Here is a 16890-nt window from a genome sequence, read left to right on the forward strand (position 1 = left end):
AACCCTCCCGCACCTTTTACGACCTTCGCCACTAACTCCCCTTGCTGCTTCCCCCCCCCTGCCGGGGGTGCCGACCGTGGGCCGGCCCCCTGTGGCCCCGGAGCGGTCTTCACATCCACGCCATGCCCCATTAACAAGGGCTGTGACACCGTGCCTCCCATGTCGTCAATGAAGACGGGAGTGTGTGGATGAGTACCGATAAGAAAGCCGATTTCTCCGGTGTGAAAACCAGCATCGACACCACTGCCGAGAAGGTCGAGAAAGCCGACTTCTCCGGCGTGTCCACGTCGATCGATACCACCGCCGAGGTGGTGGGGGGCAGCTACACCGTGCAGAAGGGCGACTCGCTGTCGAAGATCGCCAAGCAGGAACTGGGCGATGCCAACGCCTGGAAGAAGATTTTCGACGCCAATCGCGACGTGCTGGACGACCCGGACAAGATCTTCCCGGGGCAGGTCCTCAAGTTGCCGCCCAAAGGCTGAGTCGCTCCGTCACTACCATTCCAAGGGAGGAATTCCATGAAGAAGTCGTCCATCAGTACTGCTGTACTCGCCGGCCTGCTGGCCACCGTGGCCCTGGCTGGCTGCAAGAAGAAAGAAGAAACCGCCGACAACAACGCCCAGCCGGCGGCGATGACCCCTGCGCCGACCCCGGCCCCGGCTCCCGAGCCGATGGCTGCTGCGGCAGCAGTGAACGTCTCCAGCGTCACGGTGGGCAAGACCGCCGCCGCCGACAAGACGGTCGCCCCGGCGGCGCTGTTCGCGCCGAAGGATGAGATTCTGGTGTCGGTGCGCACCGACGGCACCGCCAACAACGTCAACGTGGCCGCCAAGCTGACCTACCAGGACGGGCAGGTGGCCGGTGAGCAGACCCATACGCTCAACACCACGGGCGCGGAAACCTCCAACCTGAAATTCACGAATGCCAATGGCTGGCCGGCGGGCAAGTACCGCGCGGAAGTCACGGTAGATGGTAAGGCGGCTGGAACGCCGCAGGAGTTCGAGGTCAAGTAGGCCTACGCCGACTCTCTCCCGGCAACAGGCTCACGATGGACGCAGCCGCGAGGCTGCGTCTTTTTTATATCCGCCAGCTAGCGTTGACTCTATGGTAGAAAAATGATTGACGCCAGTTCAAACATTCAGCGACGGGAGAGATAGGCATGAAGGATTTGCGCCGCTACTTCTGCTTTGCCGCTGCTCTCATTCCATTGCCGTCGTTGGCCCAGGAGTCAAATCTCTGGTCTTACAGTTGCGACCACTTTCTTCATGGTTCCTGTCTGCGGATTCCCCACGGGATGTCGGTGAGCTATGAGGCCCCGGCTGATTTTGGGCTCCACAGGGTGCACAGCGACGGGAGAGAGGTGGTGATGGTGTACGAGGGCGATGCGCCCAGTCGGCCGCCGGCGGGGGTTCCCGATGTGACGCTGGGCATGCCCGGTCATCTTCTTCACGCTTTCAAAGTGCGCGAGGCAGGTGGCGTCCGCTACGATCTGCATGTGTCATCGTCGGTGTCCGACGCGATGTCCTTGCATCTGACTGGGCAAACGACCAATGCCGCGGAGCAGGCCGCGCTTGCGGCGGTGCTTGGCGGATTCCGCATATGCAGTTTCAAACGTAGCCGCACCGCCCAGCGGCTTGTTTGCCCCAGGCGCAGCGCGTGGGGGCAAGCACTCTCCGCCTGGGTCGCAGATGAGGTCGTAGAGAAGCCACTGGCAGAGTGACTGACTCTCCGTGGACTGTCCGTGGCATGCCCCTGTCGTGTCCATTCAGGTCTGGCGGTCCCGCGATGCGTAGCGGTCTCTTCCAAGGGCGCCAGAGGGCAGTCGATGCTTGTCCTGACATGCCAAGCGGGGAGCGGCAGGACGGGGACGTCGCCACGTCGTCGCAGGAAAGCACCCGTCCATCCGCGCTGTCCTGACGGGCGCAGGGGCCGGCAGGCCTGGCTGAGTTTCAGACGTTACCGATCAACCCACAGGCGGGCCGCCGCGATTCAGTACTTTTGCGTATGGCGCCGCTTTGCTCCGGGGGGCTGAAAACGCGACAATGCGGGGGTTTCCCGCAGCGCGCGCCACGCGGCGCGATCCACGGGAAAAGTGCGGACCCCGCCCGGCGCGGCCTGCACGCGACACGGTTGCACGCGGCCCCGCATTGCCGACGGCCATCACTCCTCAGATACGCAAGAGAGCATCAGTCCCCCATGTCGAATACGCCCAAGATTCTCTACACGCTCACCGATGAAGCTCCGTTCCTGGCCACCCAGTCGCTGCTGCCGATCGTCGAGGCGTACACCGCCACCGCCGGCATCGCGGTCGAAACGCGCGACATCTCGCTGTCCGGCCGCATCCTGGCGCTGTTCCCGGATTACCTGAAGGACGAGCAGAAGGAAGCCGACCACCTGGCCGAACTGGGCCAGCTGGCCACCACCCCGGATGCCAACATCATCAAGCTGCCCAACATCAGCGCCTCGGTGCCGCAGCTGAAAGCGGCCATCAAGGAGCTGCAGGACCAGGGCTACGCGCTGCCGAACTACCCGGACGTGCCGACCGACGACGTCTCGCGCGACATCAAGGCGCGCTACGACAAGGTCAAGGGCAGCGCGGTGAACCCGGTGCTGCGCGAAGGCAACTCGGACCGCCGCGCGCCGCTGTCGGTGAAGAACTACGCGCGCAAGCACCCGCACCGCATGGGCAAGTGGTCCACCGAGTCCAAGTCGCACGTGGCGCACATGGACGGCGGCGATTTCTACGGCAGCGAGAAGTCGGCCACGCTGGCCACCGCCGGCAGCCTGAAGATTGAACTGCAGCAGGCCGACGGCACCACCGTGGTGCTGAAGGAAAAGACCGCAGTCAAGGCCGGTGAGATCGTCGACGCCGCGGTGATGAGCCGCAACGCGCTGGCCGCGTTCGTGCAGGCGCAGATCGCCGATGCCAAGGCCAAGGGCGTGCTGTTCTCGCTGCACCTGAAGGCGACCATGATGAAGGTCTCCGACCCGATCATGTTCGGCGTGGTCGTTGAAGAGTTCTACAAGGACGTGCTGGCCAAGTACGCCGACGTGCTCAAGCAGGCCGGCTTCGATCCCAACAACGGCATCGGCGATCTGTACGCACGCCTGCCGCAGCTGCCGGAAGCCACCCAGGAAGCGATCAAGGCCGACCTGGCCGCCGAGTACGGCAAGCGCCCTGGCCTGGCGATGGTCAACTCGGACAAGGGCATCACCAACCTGCACGTGCCCAGCGACGTGATCGTGGACGCTTCGATGCCGGCGATGATCCGCGACTCGGGCGGCATGTGGAACGCCGAGGGCAAGCTGCAGGACACCAAGGCCGTCATCCCGGACCGCTGCTACGCCGGCGTGTACCAGGCCGTCATCGACGACTGCCGCACCCACGGCGCGTTCGATCCGGCCACGATGGGCTCGGTGCCCAACGTCGGCCTGATGGCGCAGAAGGCCGAGGAATACGGTTCGCACGACAAGACCTTCCAGATCCCGGCCGACGGCACCGTGCGCGTCACCGACGATGCTGGCGCGGTGATCTTCGAGCACGCCGTGCAGACCGGCGACATCTGGCGCATGTGCCAGACCAAGGACGCCCCGATCCAGGACTGGGTGAAGCTGGCCGTCAACCGCGCCCGCCTCAGCAGCACCCCGGCCGTGTTCTGGCTGGATGCCGCGCGTGCGCACGACGCGCAGGTGATCGCCAAGGTCGAGACCTACCTCAAGGACCACGACACCAGCGGCCTGGACATCCGCATCCTGGCGCCGGTGGAGGCCACCACCTTCTCGCTGGACCGCATCCGCAAGGGTGAGGACACCATCTCGGTGACCGGCAATGTGCTGCGCGACTACCTCACCGACCTGTTCCCGATCATGGAACTGGGCACCAGCGCCAAGATGCTCTCCATCGTGCCGCTGATGGCCGGTGGCGGCCTGTTTGAAACCGGTGCCGGCGGCTCGGCGCCCAAGCACGTGCAGCAGTTCGTGGAAGAGGACTACCTGCGCTGGGATTCGCTCGGCGAGTTCCTGGCCCTGGCCGCGTCGCTGGAGCACCTGGGCAACCGCTACGACAACGCGGGCGCCGCCGTGCTGGCCAGGACCCTGGACCAGGCCAACGGCCAGTTCCTGGACAACGACAAGTCGCCGTCGCGCAAGCTCGGTGGCATCGACAACCGCGGCAGCCACTTCTACATCGCGCTGTACTGGGCCCAGGCCCTGGCTGCGCAGAACGACGATGCCGCGCTGAAGGCCCGCTTCGCCCCGCTGGCCAAGGCACTGGCCGACAACGAGCAGACCATCGTCGATGAGCTGATCGCCGCACAGGGCAAGCCGGTCGACATCGGCGGCTACTACCGTCCGGATGTGGCCAAGGCGAGCAAGGCGATGCGCCCGAGCGCCACCTTCAACGGTGCGCTGGCCGCGCTGTAAACCGCGCTCGCCATCTCCACCGCTGCAACGGAAAACCCGCGCTTCGGCGCGGGTTTTTTCGTTGTGGGGCGTCCCGCTTCAAGGCGATGCCCCACGTCGCCACGTGTCGGTGGAACTGTGACGTCTGTCGGCGGCCGTTTTCATCCCGTGCGTGCATCCGATCACGTCAAGACGGCATGAAACTTGCCTCTGGCATGCGTAGCACGCGGGTCGGTTTTCCCCGCTCAATCTGTGCGATCCATCACGATTGGTCCGGTATCGATGGCATAGCCTAGCCACGGTCGTATCCGCAGCAGTGGTGGTCCTTCAGAACGCAGGGGAAGGCGATGGCCCGGGTGCTGGTAGTGGGATCGGATATCCAGGGAGAGCACGCCCTGCTGCAGCGGCTGCGCTCGGCGGCCGCGTTGCCGGCCGAGACTGTGCGCAGTTGCCGCGATCTGGACGAGTGCGACCTGCTGGTGATCAAGGACACCCCCGCGCTGCGCAACGCCGCGCTGCGGATGGTGCGCGAGCGGCCACGCATCCAGTTCTGGATCGAAGATCAACAGGGGCATCTGCGCCACGGCCAGGGCCACGATCACGCGGTGCTGGACGACCAGGCGATCGAACGCGCGCTGCGCCACATGCCGGCCGGGCCGGCGCCGATCGACGAACCCTGTGCGGCGCGTGGCGCCAAGGCGATCACCCGTGCACTGCGCGAGCGGCTGCAATCCCGGCAGGGTCATGCGGTGCTGGTGGCAGATGGGCTGCCCTGGCTGCTGCTGGATTTCGAGCAGGATCAGATGGTCCTGCCCGACGGCGGCGCCAGCGTGGCGCAGCGGCTGTCGGACAACTTCGAGCGCCTTGCCCTGCACGGCATCGCGTCCCGGCGCTACCAGCAGCTGGCCGGCGACCTGCCGCGGCAGCCGCTGCGGCCGCTGTTGTGGCAGTGGGGGCAGCAGCCGGCGCACTGGCAGGACCTGGACGCACGCCTGCAGCGGCACGCGCGGGTCAAGCTGCTGCGCTGGCCCGATTTCCGTGTGCTCGGCCACCAGCACGACAGCTTCCGGCTGTGCTCGCTGCTGCTCAAGCGCGCCTGCAGCGTGGACGAGTGCAGCCACCTGCTGGACATGCCGGCCGACGCGGTGCGCGCCTTCGTGCATCCGGCCTATCTGTGTGGTTATGCCGCGCTGGAGGCAGCCCCCGCCGAGGCCGTCGCGACGCGGGCGCCCGGCACGGCCGGCGGCTCGCTGCTGGCGCGGATGTGGCGCAGCGTGCGCCAGCGTGGTGGAGGCTGACGGTGCGCGAACACAAGATCGTGGTCCTCGGCGCGATGGGCAGCGGCAAGTCCACCCTGGTGCGTGCCATCGCCGCCGGCGCCGTGGTGGACACCGACGTGCATAACAGCGACCGCGCCGGTGCCGACAAGGCATCCACCACGGTGGCAATGGACTATGCCGACATCGACCTGCCCAACGGCGATCGCCTGCGTCTCTACGGCACCCCGGGGCAGCAGCGGTTCGACTTTCTGTGGCCGATCCTGCTGCAGGGTGCCAGCGGCGTGGTGCTGCTGCTCGACGCCACCGACGCGGCCGCCGCGACGGCGCTGGGCGCCTACCTGGATGTGCTGCAGCAGCATGCCGCGCAGGTGCCGGCGGTGGTCGGGCTGACCCGCCTGGACCTGGCGCCGGCGTGGGAGCTGGATACCTGCGCGCTGCAGGCCGGCCGCGGCGGACGCCTTTTGCCGGTGGTGCCGGTGGACGCACGCGACCGCGAGGAAGGCCTGCGCCTGATGGATGTGCTGATGAGCGAAATGGAAGCCTGCGAACTGGTGGCCACGCATGCCTGACGGTCGCGACGCCCGCCCCGTGGATGCCCGCCAGCGCGAGGCGCTCGGCCGCCACCTGCAGGCCTTCTGCGACGACATCGACGGCGTGCGCAGCGTGGTGCTGGCCAGCGTGGATGGCTTCGCGGTGATCCCCGGCGCCGGCACCCACGGCAACGGCGAACGGCTGGCCGCCATGACCAGCGCGATGCTGGCGCTGGCCGCCGCGGTCGGCCGCGAACTGGCGTTGGGCGAACTGGAAGTCCTGATGCTCGAAGCCGGCGGCGGCAAGGTGTTGATGCTGGCCCTGCCCAGCCAGCCAGCGCCGCTGTTGCTGATGACCGCGTGCGACCAGCGGTGCGTGGTCGGCAAGGTGCTTTGGCGCGCCAAGGAATGTGGCCGCAACATCGTGGCCGAACTCAGCGGATCACGAGCCGATCCGCAGGGGCACATGGGGCTCGACAACCAACGGGGTGCAACATGGCAGGACTCGATCAAACCTTGAGCGCGCTGATGACCATCGATGGCGCGCAGGCGGTGGCACTGGTGGACTACGAAAGCGGCATGCTGCTGGGCGAGGCCGGCACCGGTGTGGACATGGAGGTGGCAGCGGCCGGCAATACCGAAGTGATCCGCGCCAAGATGAAGACCGCCGCCTCGCTCAACCTCAACGACACGATCGAGGACATCCTGATTTCGCTGGGCCGCGCGTATCACATCCTGCGTCCGGTCGCGAAGCAGCAGGGGTTGTTCATCTACCTGGTGCTCGATCGCGGCAAATCCAATCTGGCCCTGGCCCGGCGCAAAGTGCAGGACGTGGAAAGCCAGTTGGCGCTCTGAGTTCCCTCCGCCGTCGGCCGCGGCAGTACAGCGGCCGGCGGCGCTTTTCGTTCACCGCCCCGCGTTGTGCCGCCTCGCCGCCCGCCATGCATTCCGCGCAGGCCTGCCGTAAGGTAGAGGGCAGACCACCGGGGTGTGCCTGCATGCGCAACGCTGTCCGTCCCTGCCTTGCCGCGTCGCGATGAACGTGCTGGCATCGCCCTTGGCTGTCCTCATCCGCGACGGCTTCGAGGCCTATCACGCGCGCTTTGCGGCGATCACCCGGCGCGCGCGCGCCCGCTTCGAGCAGCGCGACTGGACCGGTGCACGCCAGGACGCCGTTGAACGCATCGGCCTGTACGACATCTGCATCGCCGAGACGATGGATGCTCTGCGACGTGCCGCCGGAGAGACTGTCGGGGCCCGGGCCGTGTGGCTGGAGGTGCGGCAGGCCTATGCGCTGCTGGTGGATGGGCTGATCGACGCCGAGCTGTACAAAACCTTCTACAACACCCTGGCCCGGCGCCTGTTCGCCACCGAGGGGGTGGACGCAGCGATCGAGTTCATGGCGATGGACGTGGAGCCGTCCGATGCGATCACCCATCCGGTCGCGCGCCACAGCTACACGCTGTCGCCCACGCGCCCGGCCGAGGCGATCCTGCGCGTGCTCGGCGACTACCCCTTCCAGGTGCCCTATGCGCACCAGCTGCGCTGCGCGGCGGCCATCGCGGTGCGCCTGCAGGACGACCTGGCCCACTGGGGCGACTACCCGGTACGCAGCATCGAACTGCTCGACACCGTGTTCTACCGAGAGCGCCGTGCGTATCTGGTCGGCCGCGTGTTCGGCGAGCACCGGTTTTCCCCCTGCGTGATCGCACTGGTCAACGATGACCAGGGGCTGCGTGCCGAAGCGGTGCTCACCCGCCGGCGCGATGTTGCCCACCTGTTCGGGGTCTCGCGCAGCTACTTCCAGGCCGACCTCGCCACCGTCGGCGATGCGGTGGTATTCCTGCGCAGCCTGCTGCCGGCCAAGCCGATCGACGAGATCTACACCGTGCTCGGGCGTGCCAAGCAGGGCAAGACCGAGCGCTACCGGACCTTCCAGCGACACTTCCAGGACCACCCGGACGAATACCTCGTGCATGCCGATGGCACGCCCGGCATGGTGATGGCGGTGTTCACCCTGCCCAGCTACCCGCTGGTGTTCAAACTGATCCGCGACCGCTTCGCCTGGCCCAAAACACTCACCCGGCACCAGGTGGAGGAGAAGTACGCCCTGGTGTTCAACCTGGACCGGGTGGGCCGCCTGCTCGACGCGCAGCCCTACCGCCACCTGCGCTTCCCGCGCGCGCGGTTCTCCCCGGCACTGCGCGAGGAGCTGCTCACACAGTGCGCCGGCAGCGTGCACGAGGACGGCGATGCGCTGGTGATCGCGCTGTGCTACGTGCAGCGGCGCTTCCGCCCGCTCAATCTGTACCTGCGCGAACAGCCGGCCGAGGCGCGTCGCGCGGCCGCGCTGGACTATGCGCAGGCCATCACCGACATGGCCCGCAACAACATCTTCCCCGGCGACATGCTGCCGAAGAACTTCGGCGTCTCCCGGCATGGCCGTGCCGTGTTCTACGACTACGACGAAGTCTGCCTGGTCAGCGACTGCCACTTCCGTCCCTGGCCCACGCCGCGCAACGCCGAGGAGGCGATGGCCGACGAACCGTGGTTCCACATCGCGCCCAACGACGTGTTCCCCGAGCGCTTCTGGATGTTCATGGGCCTGGCCGCCCCGGAGCTCGCGGCAGTGCGCGAGCACCATGCGCACCTGTTCGACCCGGCGTGGTGGCAGGGCCTGCAGCAGCGCTTCGCGCAGGACGACTATCCGGATACACCGCCTTACGCGGCCGCGCTGCGGCTGGCGTGATCGGCGGCGTCCCAGCGATTTTTTGCGCATCCGGCATCGTGCGCTATGCTCTGGCCTCTTCGCGACAGGACGTCATGCGGACTGCCGAAGCCTCCCTGTCTGTGGCCTGTGCCGCGGCAAGATCAACCAAGGACGCGTTGGAATGGGCAAGAATCTCCTGACGATCATCGTAGTGTCGGCCCTGGCGGCATCGCCGGGATGGATCGGCGAGGCGGCTGCCGCGACGCCGAAGGCGTCGCCGACCGCGACCCAGTGGAGCGCGCCGGTGGAACTGAGCATGCGCATCAACGGCGAGGTCGATATCGCCGTCGATGGGCGCATCACCGCACTGCGGATCGACAACGAGAAGGGATTGTCGCCGACCGTGCTGGGCATGGTGCGTACGACCGTGGAAACCTGGCAGTTCGAGCCGATCAACGTCGACGGTTCGCCCGTGGCCGAGCGCGCCGCGATGACGCTGCGGCTGGTTGCCGTGCCCGGTGAGGACGGGCAGTACGCCGCGCGTGTGCGCAGTGCCAACTTCCGGCCGTTGGGTACGTCGGAAACCCGCACACGGTCGCGCAATACCCGTCTCCCGCCACCCGAGTACCCCAAGGAACCCGGTGCGCGTGGAAATGAAGCGACCGTCTACCTCGCTTTGCTGCTTGAGCCGGATGGCAAGGTGCGCGACGCGATGGTCGAGCAGGTCAATCTGCGGCAGGTCGGGAGCGAGCAGGCGATGCGCGAGGTGCGCGAGAAATTCGCCAGGGCGGCCCTTTCCGCCACGCGGCGCTGGAAGATCCCGCCGAACGAAGAAGAACTGCGCACGAAGGCGTCCCAGCGCATTGTGCGCATCCCCGTAGGGTTCTCGATCATGGGTTCCCCCACGGATGATCTGGGCAAATGGATGGCCTATTCGCCCGGACCGACTACGTCCATTCCCTGGTATCGCACGGCGTCCACGGTCGATTCCGCGCCCGATCTGCTGCCCGAAGGCAGCATCTCCGTCGCCGACGCCGCCGATACCCCGCGTCTGCGTACACCACTGGAGAGCTGAGCGCGGCGTCATGCCGTGCGGGGCCCGTCCGGCCCCGGCGCGCACCCGTCCGCGCAGTGCGGTAGGCTTCGGCCCATGCCTGGGACAGGGAGTCGCGCACATGTGGAATCCGCATCGTGGAGGGCGCTGCCAGCGCCTGCTGTGGCTGGTGCTGCTGGTCGGAGGGGTGTACACCGGCGCCGCGCTCGCCGCGCCGTCGACGACACCGGCGGGCGAACAGCTGGAAGTCAGCATGCTGCTGCGCGGCGCGTTGGATGTCAGTGCCAGCGGCGCGGTGGAAACGCTGCAGCTGGGCGATGAGCGCCAGGTGCCGCCGGTGGTGGCCGATTTCGTCCGCCGCGCGGTCGCCGGCTGGCGGTTCGATCCCTATCTGCAGGATGGCCAGCCCCGCGCGATCCGGATACCGCTGACCCTGCGCGTGGTCGGCACGCCGCTGGACGACGGCAACCTGCAGATCGCGCTGCGCAGTGCCAGCTTCCAGAACTACGACCCCCACGATGCGACCCGGCTGACGTGGCAGAACGCCGCCCCACCGCTGTATCCCGGCGGTGCCGGCATGTTTGGCGTCAACGGCGATGCCTATGTGCTGATGCGGGTGGGGCGCGACGGCCGGGTCCAGGACGCGATCGTGGAGCAGGTCAATATGCGCGTGCGGGCCTCGCCGCGTCGCCTGGCCGCCTACCGCAAGCAGTTCTCGCGCAACGCGCTGGTGGCCGCGCGCACCTGGTCGTTCCGGGTACCCACCGCGGGCGAGTCCCGGGACGCGCCGTTCTGGCTGGTGCGGGTGGGCGTGCGCTACGACGTCAACGGCGAGGGCGAGCAGTTCGCACGCTGGTATCCCTACCTGCCGGGCCCGCGCCAGCGCCCCACGTGGACCGATCCGGCCACACTGCTGCTGGCCGCCGACGCCCCGGATGCGCTGCCTGCCGATGGCGGCCTGTACCAGGCCGGCCAGCGCGGACCGGTGCTGCGTACGCCGCTGGGCGGCGGCTGAGGCCGCCGCAGGGCGTCAAGCGCCCCTGCCTTCGGGGTGCACCACGGTGCGGTCGCGGCCCTGTTCCTTGGCCATGTACAGCGCCTTGTCGGCCAGGCGCAGGGCCTGCAGCGGGTCTTCGTGGAAGGTCGGGTAGTGGGCCACCCCGAGCGAGACGGTGACCGAACCGACATGCTCGAACACCTCGGCGGCGATCCGGCGGCGCAGCCGCTCGGCGAACTGCGTGGCGGCGGCCGTGTCGATACCGGGCAGCAGGATCAGGAACTCCTCGCCGCCGTTGCGGCACAGCAGGTCGGTCTCGCGCGAATCGGTGCGCATGAGCTGGGCGATGCGCAGGATCACCGCATCGCCTGCCGCGTGGCCGAACCGGTCGTTGATCGTCTTGAAGCGGTCGATGTCCATCGCGATGATCGCGAACGACTGCCCGCGCAGCTGCCAGTCCTCCAGCCCCTGCTGCAGCCCACGGCGGTTCTGCAGGCCGGTGAGGGGGTCGGTCATGCTGGCGCGGCTGAGCTTGCCGATGCGGTCCTGCAGCAGGTTGAAGCTGGACAGCAGCGCGGTCTTGAGCTGTGCCACTTCGTAGTACCAGGCGCGGATGCCGGTGACGTGGCGGATGGCGATGCCGGTGTCGCGGTTCTGTACGTTGCGTGCGAGCTGCCACAGCGGCAGCGAGATGCGCCGTGCGAACCACCAGGTGATCAGCAGCGACAGCACGCCCAGCGGGATCGCATTCCAGATCACCGAGGTCATCAGGCGCGACAGCGGTGCCAGCGTGGCCTCGGTCGGGCGCTGCGCGACCACGCCCCAGCCCACGATGGGGACCGGCGCGTAGCCGGCCAGCATCGCCACGCCGTGGCTGTTGCGCACCTGCTGCGCCCCCGAGTGGCCCTTGCTCACCGCCTGCACCGCCGGGTTCTCCAGCGCGAACTGGCCGACCCGGCCGGGTTCGATGTGGTACAGGATGCGGCCGTTGCGATCGACCACGTAGAGGTAGGAGCCGTCGCGGTAGTAGTGCTTGCCCAGCAGGGTCTGCAGGATGCTGCGCTGGCGCAGGTAGATGGTGCCGCTGACATAGCCCTGGTACTGGCCCTGCGCGCTGAAGATCGGATGGGAAATGGCGACCAGCAGGCGTCCGGTGGCGGACTGGTAGGGGTCGCTGATGTACGGCTCGCGGCGTGCCAGCGCCTCCTTGTTGCCCGGACTGCGCAGCACCACGCCCTGCAGTGCCAGACTCTGCGGCGACGTGGCCAGCACGGTGCCGGCGGCATCCACGATCAGCACGGAGTTGAAGGAATTGGTCTGCAGCTGCAGCCGTGCGGCTTCGGCTTCCAGCCCGCTGCGATCGTGCGCATGCTGGCCCAGCGTGGTGGCGCTGTAGGCCAGCTGCTGCTGCGCGGACTGGATGAAGTTCTGGGTGGTTTCGGCCAGCTTGCTGGCATACACCCGGTTGGCCTCCAGGGTATTGCCGATCAGCTGGTCGCGCTGCACGCGGTAGCTGGCGTGCAGGGTGTTGGCCAGCGCGATCAGCGCGCTGAGCAGGGCCAGGGCGAGGATCAGCTTGCCCAGGTTCAGGCGGGTAGACAGCGGGCGCATACGTTCGATGGAAACCGGCAGGTGCTGCACCTACCCGGAATACGGAAGGAACGGCAACGATGGAGCGGTCAGGAGCGCACCTCTGCCCCCGGGCGGCAAACAGATCACGGCGCGGATTATTACGGATTCCCCACCGCTGTGGGTGAATCGGTACAGCCGGCCGTACCGGGTCAGCGCTCCAGGCGAAGGCGAAGCACCTTGCGCACCGCCTCGGCGGTGGCCGGATCGAGCTCGCCGAGCACACCGCGCACCGCTGCCGGGATGTGTGCGGTCGTTGCTTCATCGGCATCGAATACGTAGTGGTCGAACAGCGCCCGCCAGTGCGCGCGCTGCGCCGGTGGCAGCGGACGCACGGCCAGCAGCGCCAGCATCAGCGCGTTCATCGGTGCATCGGTCCACGCCGGTACCGGCCGCCACCAGCTGTTGACCAGCACGTTGAACGCGTCCAGTCCTTCCATGTGGTGCCACCACAGCGAGGGGATGTACACCGCATCGCCCGGTGCCAGTTCGGCGACCTGCGCATGCGCCATCGCATCGGCGAAGCGTGGAAAGCGGGTCAGGTCCGGTGCGGCGAAATCCACCAGACTCACGGCCTGGCCGGCGGGGGTGAAGTCCAGCGGGCCGATGTAGAGATTGCCCACCTGGTCGGGTGGGAACAGGGTGACGCGGCGACGCCCGGCGGCCACGCAGGCCAGGTTGTCGGGCACGTCCTGGTGGGCGGCGATGCGCGAGCGGTTGCCGATCCAGATGCTGGCCAGGGGATCGTCCACGCCCAGCGCCAGCGGGTTGTCGGCGGCAAAGCCGGGCAGGAATGTGTCCAGCGTGGTCGATGCGACGTAGATCGACGGCGGCGCGGGGTCGGGCTGGTACTTGAGCAGGGTGTCGAGCACCACGCGCAGCGGAATCTGTTCGCGGCGGAAATTGAAGCCGCTCATGTCCGCGTTGTAGAAGATGCGGCCCCCTTCGGTGGGTGCCGCGGTCGTGGCCGTCACCGGCAGCCGGCCGTGGTCGAACCGCTTGAGGTAGGCCACCGCCGCGGTCGCTGAATGACGTGCGGCGGTGACCATCGGCCAGTGCGCGACCAGCCCGCGCAGCACCTTCGGCGTGGTCCAGCCGGCCAGCCGCGCCGGCAGCTGGTCCGGCGCGACATCGTGCAGTTCCTCGATCAGGCCGTGGGCGACGGGCATGCGCGGTGAAGGTCCGGGGTCAGAACTTGTAGCGTACCCCGAACATGTAGCGCGGGCCGGTCTGGGTGGCGTAGCGCAGCATGTTGGTGTGGCGCGAGTAGGTGCGCATCGTTTCGTCGGTCAGGTTGATCGCCTCCAGGCTCAGCGTGAGCTGGTCGCTGACCGCGTAACTGATGTTGAGATCGAGCTGCCCATAGGCGTCGGTGTAGTTCGGGTTCGGGCCCTGACCACCGATGCCGTTGAGGAACTTGTCGCGCCAGTTGTAGGCCGCACGCACCTGCCAGTCGTACTTCTCGTAGAACAGCACCAGGTTGGCCGAGTCGCTCAGGCCGATCATCGGGTACTGGTCGCCCAGGCTCAGGTTGTTGAAGGTCAGCCCGGATTTGACCTTGGTGTAGTTGGCGGCCAGGCCGAAGCCGGTCTGCCCGAACAGCTGCTGCACGCTCAGTTCCCAGCCATCGAGATGATCCGAGCGCTGGTTGGCCGGCAGGGTGATGTCGAACCCGGCAACCGGATCGCCCGGCTGGCCGACGATGGTACCGGTGAGCTGGCCGGCGGAGTTGGTGCCGGTGGCGGTCACCCCCGGATCGCCGTTGTGGTGGGTGAAGATGTAATCGCGGATGCAGGGCATGTCGGTGACTCCGCAGCCCGAGGCCAGCGCCTCGTTCCAGTAGGTGCCGCCGACCGGCGTGTGCAGCCCGGCGCTGTTGTCGCGCACGATCGTGTTGCTGATGAAGTTCTTGATGTTCTTGCGGAAGAAGCCGAGCGAGGCGTAGCTGGACTCGCCGTAGTACCACTCCAGCGACAGGTCGAAGTTGTCCGACAGCAGCGGTTCCAGGCCTGGATTGCCGCGCGACCCGGTGCCGCCCTGGGTGCGCACGATGTTGTCGAAGCGGCGGCCGCTGTCGATCTGGGTCCAGCCCGGGCGACCGATGCTGCGGCTGTAGCTGCCGCGCAGCGCCAGCGTGTCACTCATGTCCAGTTTGAGGTCCACATTGGGCAGCACGTAGTCGTACTTGCCCTTGCCGCCGATGAAGGTGCCTTCGGCGGCATAGCCCAGGTTGAACTCGTTGGCCGAGCCCCAGTTGATGCTGGTCGGCACGCGCACCAGCGCGGTCGATTCCACATCGGTCTGCTCGTAACGCACACCGGCCGCCACATGCAGCGGCATCGACCACTCGAAGGTGGTGCGGTACTGCAGGTAGGCGCTCTTGGAGGTTTCGGTGGTGCGGATGTCTTCGGTGTATTCGGTGGGCGCCAGGTAGCAGGTGGGGCAGGGCGGCTCGCCGTTGGCCGCGACCTGGCCGGCGCGCTCGCGCAGGCGATCGAAGTCGAACACCAGGAACTGGCCGGTCAGGCGCGGGTCGCTGTGGCCGGAGAACGCATTGAAGTACCTGGCCATGTCATCGGCATACCAGATGCTGTCATCGTAGTCGGCCGGGCTGCCCAGGCCACCCCAGGTGTCGCGCTGCATGATCGCCGAGGCCGAGCGGTTCTCCACCTTGGTGTGGCCCACGCCGAAGTCCAGTGCGGAATAGTCGGCGAACGTGAACGTGCCGCGGCCCTGGTACTGCTGCACCTTGGACTTGTTGTAGCTGTTCTGGAACACCGAGCCGGTGACCAGTGCGTCGGATGCCTGTACGCCGCCCGGCGGCAGCGCGATGTTGATGATCGGCAGGTCGCCGCTGTAGTCCACCGTGGTCTTGCCGCGCACGAAGGCGGCCACGCCGAGCACGCCGGCCGAGCCGTACGGGCTGTCGGGCTTGGACTCTGCGGTGGAGTTGTGGAAATCGAAGGACAGGTCCAGCGCGTCGTTGACCGCCCAGTCCACGTTGAAGCCGAGCGAATCCATCGCGTTCTTCGTGGCCAGCTTCATGCCGCCCATCGACACGTCCGAATTGACCATGTCCTCGCTGTAGATGATCGGTGCCGACACCGGGCCGTTGGTCCAGGTGCTGTCGCCGGGGCCGTAGTTGAACCACACCGACAGTTCGCTGCGCTGCTGCTGCACCTTGTTCTCGACATAGGTGTAGTCCAGCGTGGTGGTGATGTTGTCGGCCGGTTTCCACTGGAAGGTGGCCTGCCCATTGGTGCGCTGGCGCTGCACGCCGTTGACGTTGTACGCGGTGTTCTGCGGGCGCGCGTACACGTCGGTCGGGCCCGGCCGGTTCTGGATGCGGTCCGAATAGCCCTGGCCCGGCTGCGGCAGTGCGCGCCAGTCGGTGCTTTCGTTGCCGTAGAACGTGGCCCAGCCCTCGGCCACGGTGGCCTGGTTGAAGCCCGAATCGCGCTCCTGGTGGCTGGCGCTCAGTGCCACACCGAAGCGCCCATCGGCGTAGGTCTGGCTGAAGATGCCCGACAGCTCGCCGGTGACGTTGGCACCCTGCAGGGTGCGCGGCAGGTTGTCGTTGGAGCTGTCGTTGACCGCCTTCAGGCCCAGGCTGATCACCGGCTCGGACTCGAGCGGGCGCATCGTCTTGATGTTGATGGTGGCACCGATGCCACCGGTCGGGGTGTCGGCGCGGGTGGTCTTGTACACCTCCACCGCCGAGATCGACTCGGAGGCGATGTTGGCGAAATCGAAGGACCGCGACCCGGACAGACCGCCGCCGCCGTTGCCAAGGTTGGAAGACGGCATCTGGCGGCCGTTGAGCAGCACCAGGTTGAAGTCCGGCCCGATGCCGCGCACGGTCACCTTGGAGCCTTCGCCGCTGGAGGTGCGGTCGATCGACACGCCGCTGATGCGCTGCAGCGACTCGGCCAGGTTGGTATCCGGGAACTTGCCGATGTCCTCGGCGACGATGCCATCGACCACACCCTGGCTGTCGCGCTTGAGGTTCATCGACGAGGTGAGGCTGCCGCGGATGCCGGTGACCTGCACCGTGTCCAGCGTGGTCGGATCCACGCCGTCTGCCGGCGCGGCCTGGCGGGCGGGCGGGTCCTGCGCCCAGGCCGGGCCGGCCAGGACAGCAAGCAGCGCGGACGTGAGCATCGCTTTGCGGGGTACGGCCTTGTACATCTTCATGGAAGCTCCCTCCCCAGGGAATCGGTAATGGCGGTCTGACGGCGTCTTGCACGGTTCAACGGCACACCCGGCCGGATTGGAGCCACGGTTGACAG

At 67.4% G+C, this 16890-nt stretch carries 13 protein-coding genes and 1 pseudogene; 11 read left to right on the forward strand and 3 right to left on the reverse strand.

The window, feature by feature from the left end; translation table 11 throughout:
• Positions 1 to 188: 188 nt before the first annotated feature.
• The 11 genes and pseudogenes from ACO6VK_RS05070 to ACO6VK_RS05120 all read left to right on the forward strand — a co-directional run bounded on the left by ACO6VK_RS05070 (position 189) and on the right by ACO6VK_RS05120 (position 10990).
• Complete coding sequence (locus ACO6VK_RS05070; RefSeq protein ID WP_017354572.1) at positions 189 to 482, forward strand: LysM peptidoglycan-binding domain-containing protein; 294 nt, start codon at positions 189 to 191, stop codon at positions 480 to 482.
• Positions 483 to 518: 36 nt separating this feature from the next.
• Positions 519 to 1013: a hypothetical protein gene (locus ACO6VK_RS05075; protein WP_422505850.1), complete on the forward strand. Its 495-nt coding sequence runs from the start codon at positions 519 to 521 to the stop codon at positions 1011 to 1013.
• A gap of 146 nt (positions 1014 to 1159) precedes the next feature.
• On the forward strand, positions 1160 to 1720 hold the full coding sequence (locus tag ACO6VK_RS05080) for a hypothetical protein (RefSeq protein WP_422505851.1): 561 nt from the start codon (positions 1160 to 1162) through the stop codon (positions 1718 to 1720).
• Positions 1721 to 2196: 476 nt separating this feature from the next.
• A complete protein-coding gene (locus tag ACO6VK_RS05085) occupies positions 2197 to 4422 on the forward strand; it encodes an NADP-dependent isocitrate dehydrogenase (protein ID WP_422505852.1) in 2226 nt (741 codons plus the stop codon).
• Between the two features lie 326 nt (positions 4423 to 4748).
• A complete protein-coding gene (locus ACO6VK_RS05090; protein ID WP_422505853.1) occupies positions 4749 to 5699 on the forward strand; it encodes a hypothetical protein in 951 nt (316 codons plus the stop codon).
• Positions 5700 to 5701: 2 nt separating this feature from the next.
• The gene (locus tag ACO6VK_RS05095) at positions 5702 to 6250 is read left to right on the forward strand and encodes a GTP-binding protein (RefSeq protein ID WP_422505854.1); all 549 of its coding nucleotides are present in this window, start codon (positions 5702 to 5704) and stop codon (positions 6248 to 6250) included.
• Positions 6243 to 6656: pseudogene (locus ACO6VK_RS05100) on the forward strand (roadblock/LC7 domain-containing protein); the annotation flags it as partial. The gene ACO6VK_RS05095 and the pseudogene ACO6VK_RS05100, both read left to right, overlap by 8 nt.
• 50 nt (positions 6657 to 6706) lie before the next feature.
• Positions 6707 to 7066, forward strand: coding sequence for a hypothetical protein (locus ACO6VK_RS05105; RefSeq protein ID WP_017354579.1), 360 nt, complete (start codon positions 6707 to 6709; stop codon positions 7064 to 7066).
• Positions 7067 to 7247: 181 nt separating this feature from the next.
• Entirely contained in the window at positions 7248 to 8960 is a 1713-nt protein-coding gene (aceK, locus tag ACO6VK_RS05110) for a bifunctional isocitrate dehydrogenase kinase/phosphatase (RefSeq protein ID WP_422505855.1), read from the forward strand.
• A 142-nt stretch (positions 8961 to 9102) separates the two neighbouring features.
• Positions 9103 to 9996, forward strand: coding sequence for a hypothetical protein (locus ACO6VK_RS05115; protein ID WP_422505856.1), 894 nt, complete (start codon positions 9103 to 9105; stop codon positions 9994 to 9996).
• A gap of 100 nt (positions 9997 to 10096) precedes the next feature.
• The gene (locus ACO6VK_RS05120; RefSeq protein WP_422505857.1) at positions 10097 to 10990 is read left to right on the forward strand and encodes a protein tonB; all 894 of its coding nucleotides are present in this window, start codon (positions 10097 to 10099) and stop codon (positions 10988 to 10990) included.
• A 15-nt stretch (positions 10991 to 11005) separates the two neighbouring features.
• Here ACO6VK_RS05120 and ACO6VK_RS05125 read toward each other — a convergent pair whose 3' ends face one another.
• The 3 genes from ACO6VK_RS05125 to ACO6VK_RS05135 all read right to left on the reverse strand — a co-directional run bounded on the left by ACO6VK_RS05125 (position 11006) and on the right by ACO6VK_RS05135 (position 16795).
• Positions 11006 to 12583: a sensor domain-containing diguanylate cyclase gene (locus tag ACO6VK_RS05125; protein ID WP_422505858.1), complete on the reverse strand. Its 1578-nt coding sequence runs from the start codon at positions 12581 to 12583 to the stop codon at positions 11006 to 11008.
• Between the two features lie 170 nt (positions 12584 to 12753).
• Positions 12754 to 13770, reverse strand: a complete 1017-nt coding sequence (locus tag ACO6VK_RS05130) for a cupin-like domain-containing protein (protein ID WP_422505859.1) — start codon at positions 13768 to 13770, stop codon at positions 12754 to 12756.
• 19 nt (positions 13771 to 13789) lie between these two features.
• Positions 13790 to 16795, reverse strand: coding sequence for a TonB-dependent receptor (locus ACO6VK_RS05135; protein ID WP_422505860.1), 3006 nt, complete (start codon positions 16793 to 16795; stop codon positions 13790 to 13792).
• Positions 16796 to 16890: the final 95 nt, after the last annotated feature.

This window comes from Stenotrophomonas sp. GZD-301 (assembly GCF_049310345.1).
Classification (GTDB): Bacteria; Pseudomonadota; Gammaproteobacteria; order Xanthomonadales; family Xanthomonadaceae; genus Stenotrophomonas.

Bases quoted from the DNA above. Each gene is read 5' to 3' on its own strand.
- ACO6VK_RS05135 (WP_422505860.1), bottom strand. From the start codon at position 16,795: ATGAAGATGTACAAGGCCGTACCCCGCAAAGCGATGCTCACGTCCGCG.
- ACO6VK_RS05105 (WP_017354579.1), top strand. From the start codon at position 6,707: ATGGCAGGACTCGATCAAACCTTGAGCGCGCTGATGACCATCGATGGC.
- ACO6VK_RS05090 (WP_422505853.1), top strand. From the start codon at position 4,749: ATGGCCCGGGTGCTGGTAGTGGGATCGGATATCCAGGGAGAGCACGCC.
- aceK (WP_422505855.1), top strand. From the start codon at position 7,248: ATGAACGTGCTGGCATCGCCCTTGGCTGTCCTCATCCGCGACGGCTTC.
- ACO6VK_RS05085 (WP_422505852.1), top strand. From the start codon at position 2,197: ATGTCGAATACGCCCAAGATTCTCTACACGCTCACCGATGAAGCTCCG.
- ACO6VK_RS05130 (WP_422505859.1), bottom strand. From the start codon at position 13,770: ATGCCCGTCGCCCACGGCCTGATCGAGGAACTGCACGATGTCGCGCCG.
- ACO6VK_RS05125 (WP_422505858.1), bottom strand. From the start codon at position 12,583: ATGCGCCCGCTGTCTACCCGCCTGAACCTGGGCAAGCTGATCCTCGCC.
- ACO6VK_RS05080 (WP_422505851.1), top strand. From the start codon at position 1,160: ATGAAGGATTTGCGCCGCTACTTCTGCTTTGCCGCTGCTCTCATTCCA.
- ACO6VK_RS05075 (WP_422505850.1), top strand. From the start codon at position 519: ATGAAGAAGTCGTCCATCAGTACTGCTGTACTCGCCGGCCTGCTGGCC.
- ACO6VK_RS05115 (WP_422505856.1), top strand. From the start codon at position 9,103: ATGGGCAAGAATCTCCTGACGATCATCGTAGTGTCGGCCCTGGCGGCA.
- ACO6VK_RS05120 (WP_422505857.1), top strand. From the start codon at position 10,097: ATGTGGAATCCGCATCGTGGAGGGCGCTGCCAGCGCCTGCTGTGGCTG.
- ACO6VK_RS05070 (WP_017354572.1), top strand. From the start codon at position 189: ATGAGTACCGATAAGAAAGCCGATTTCTCCGGTGTGAAAACCAGCATC.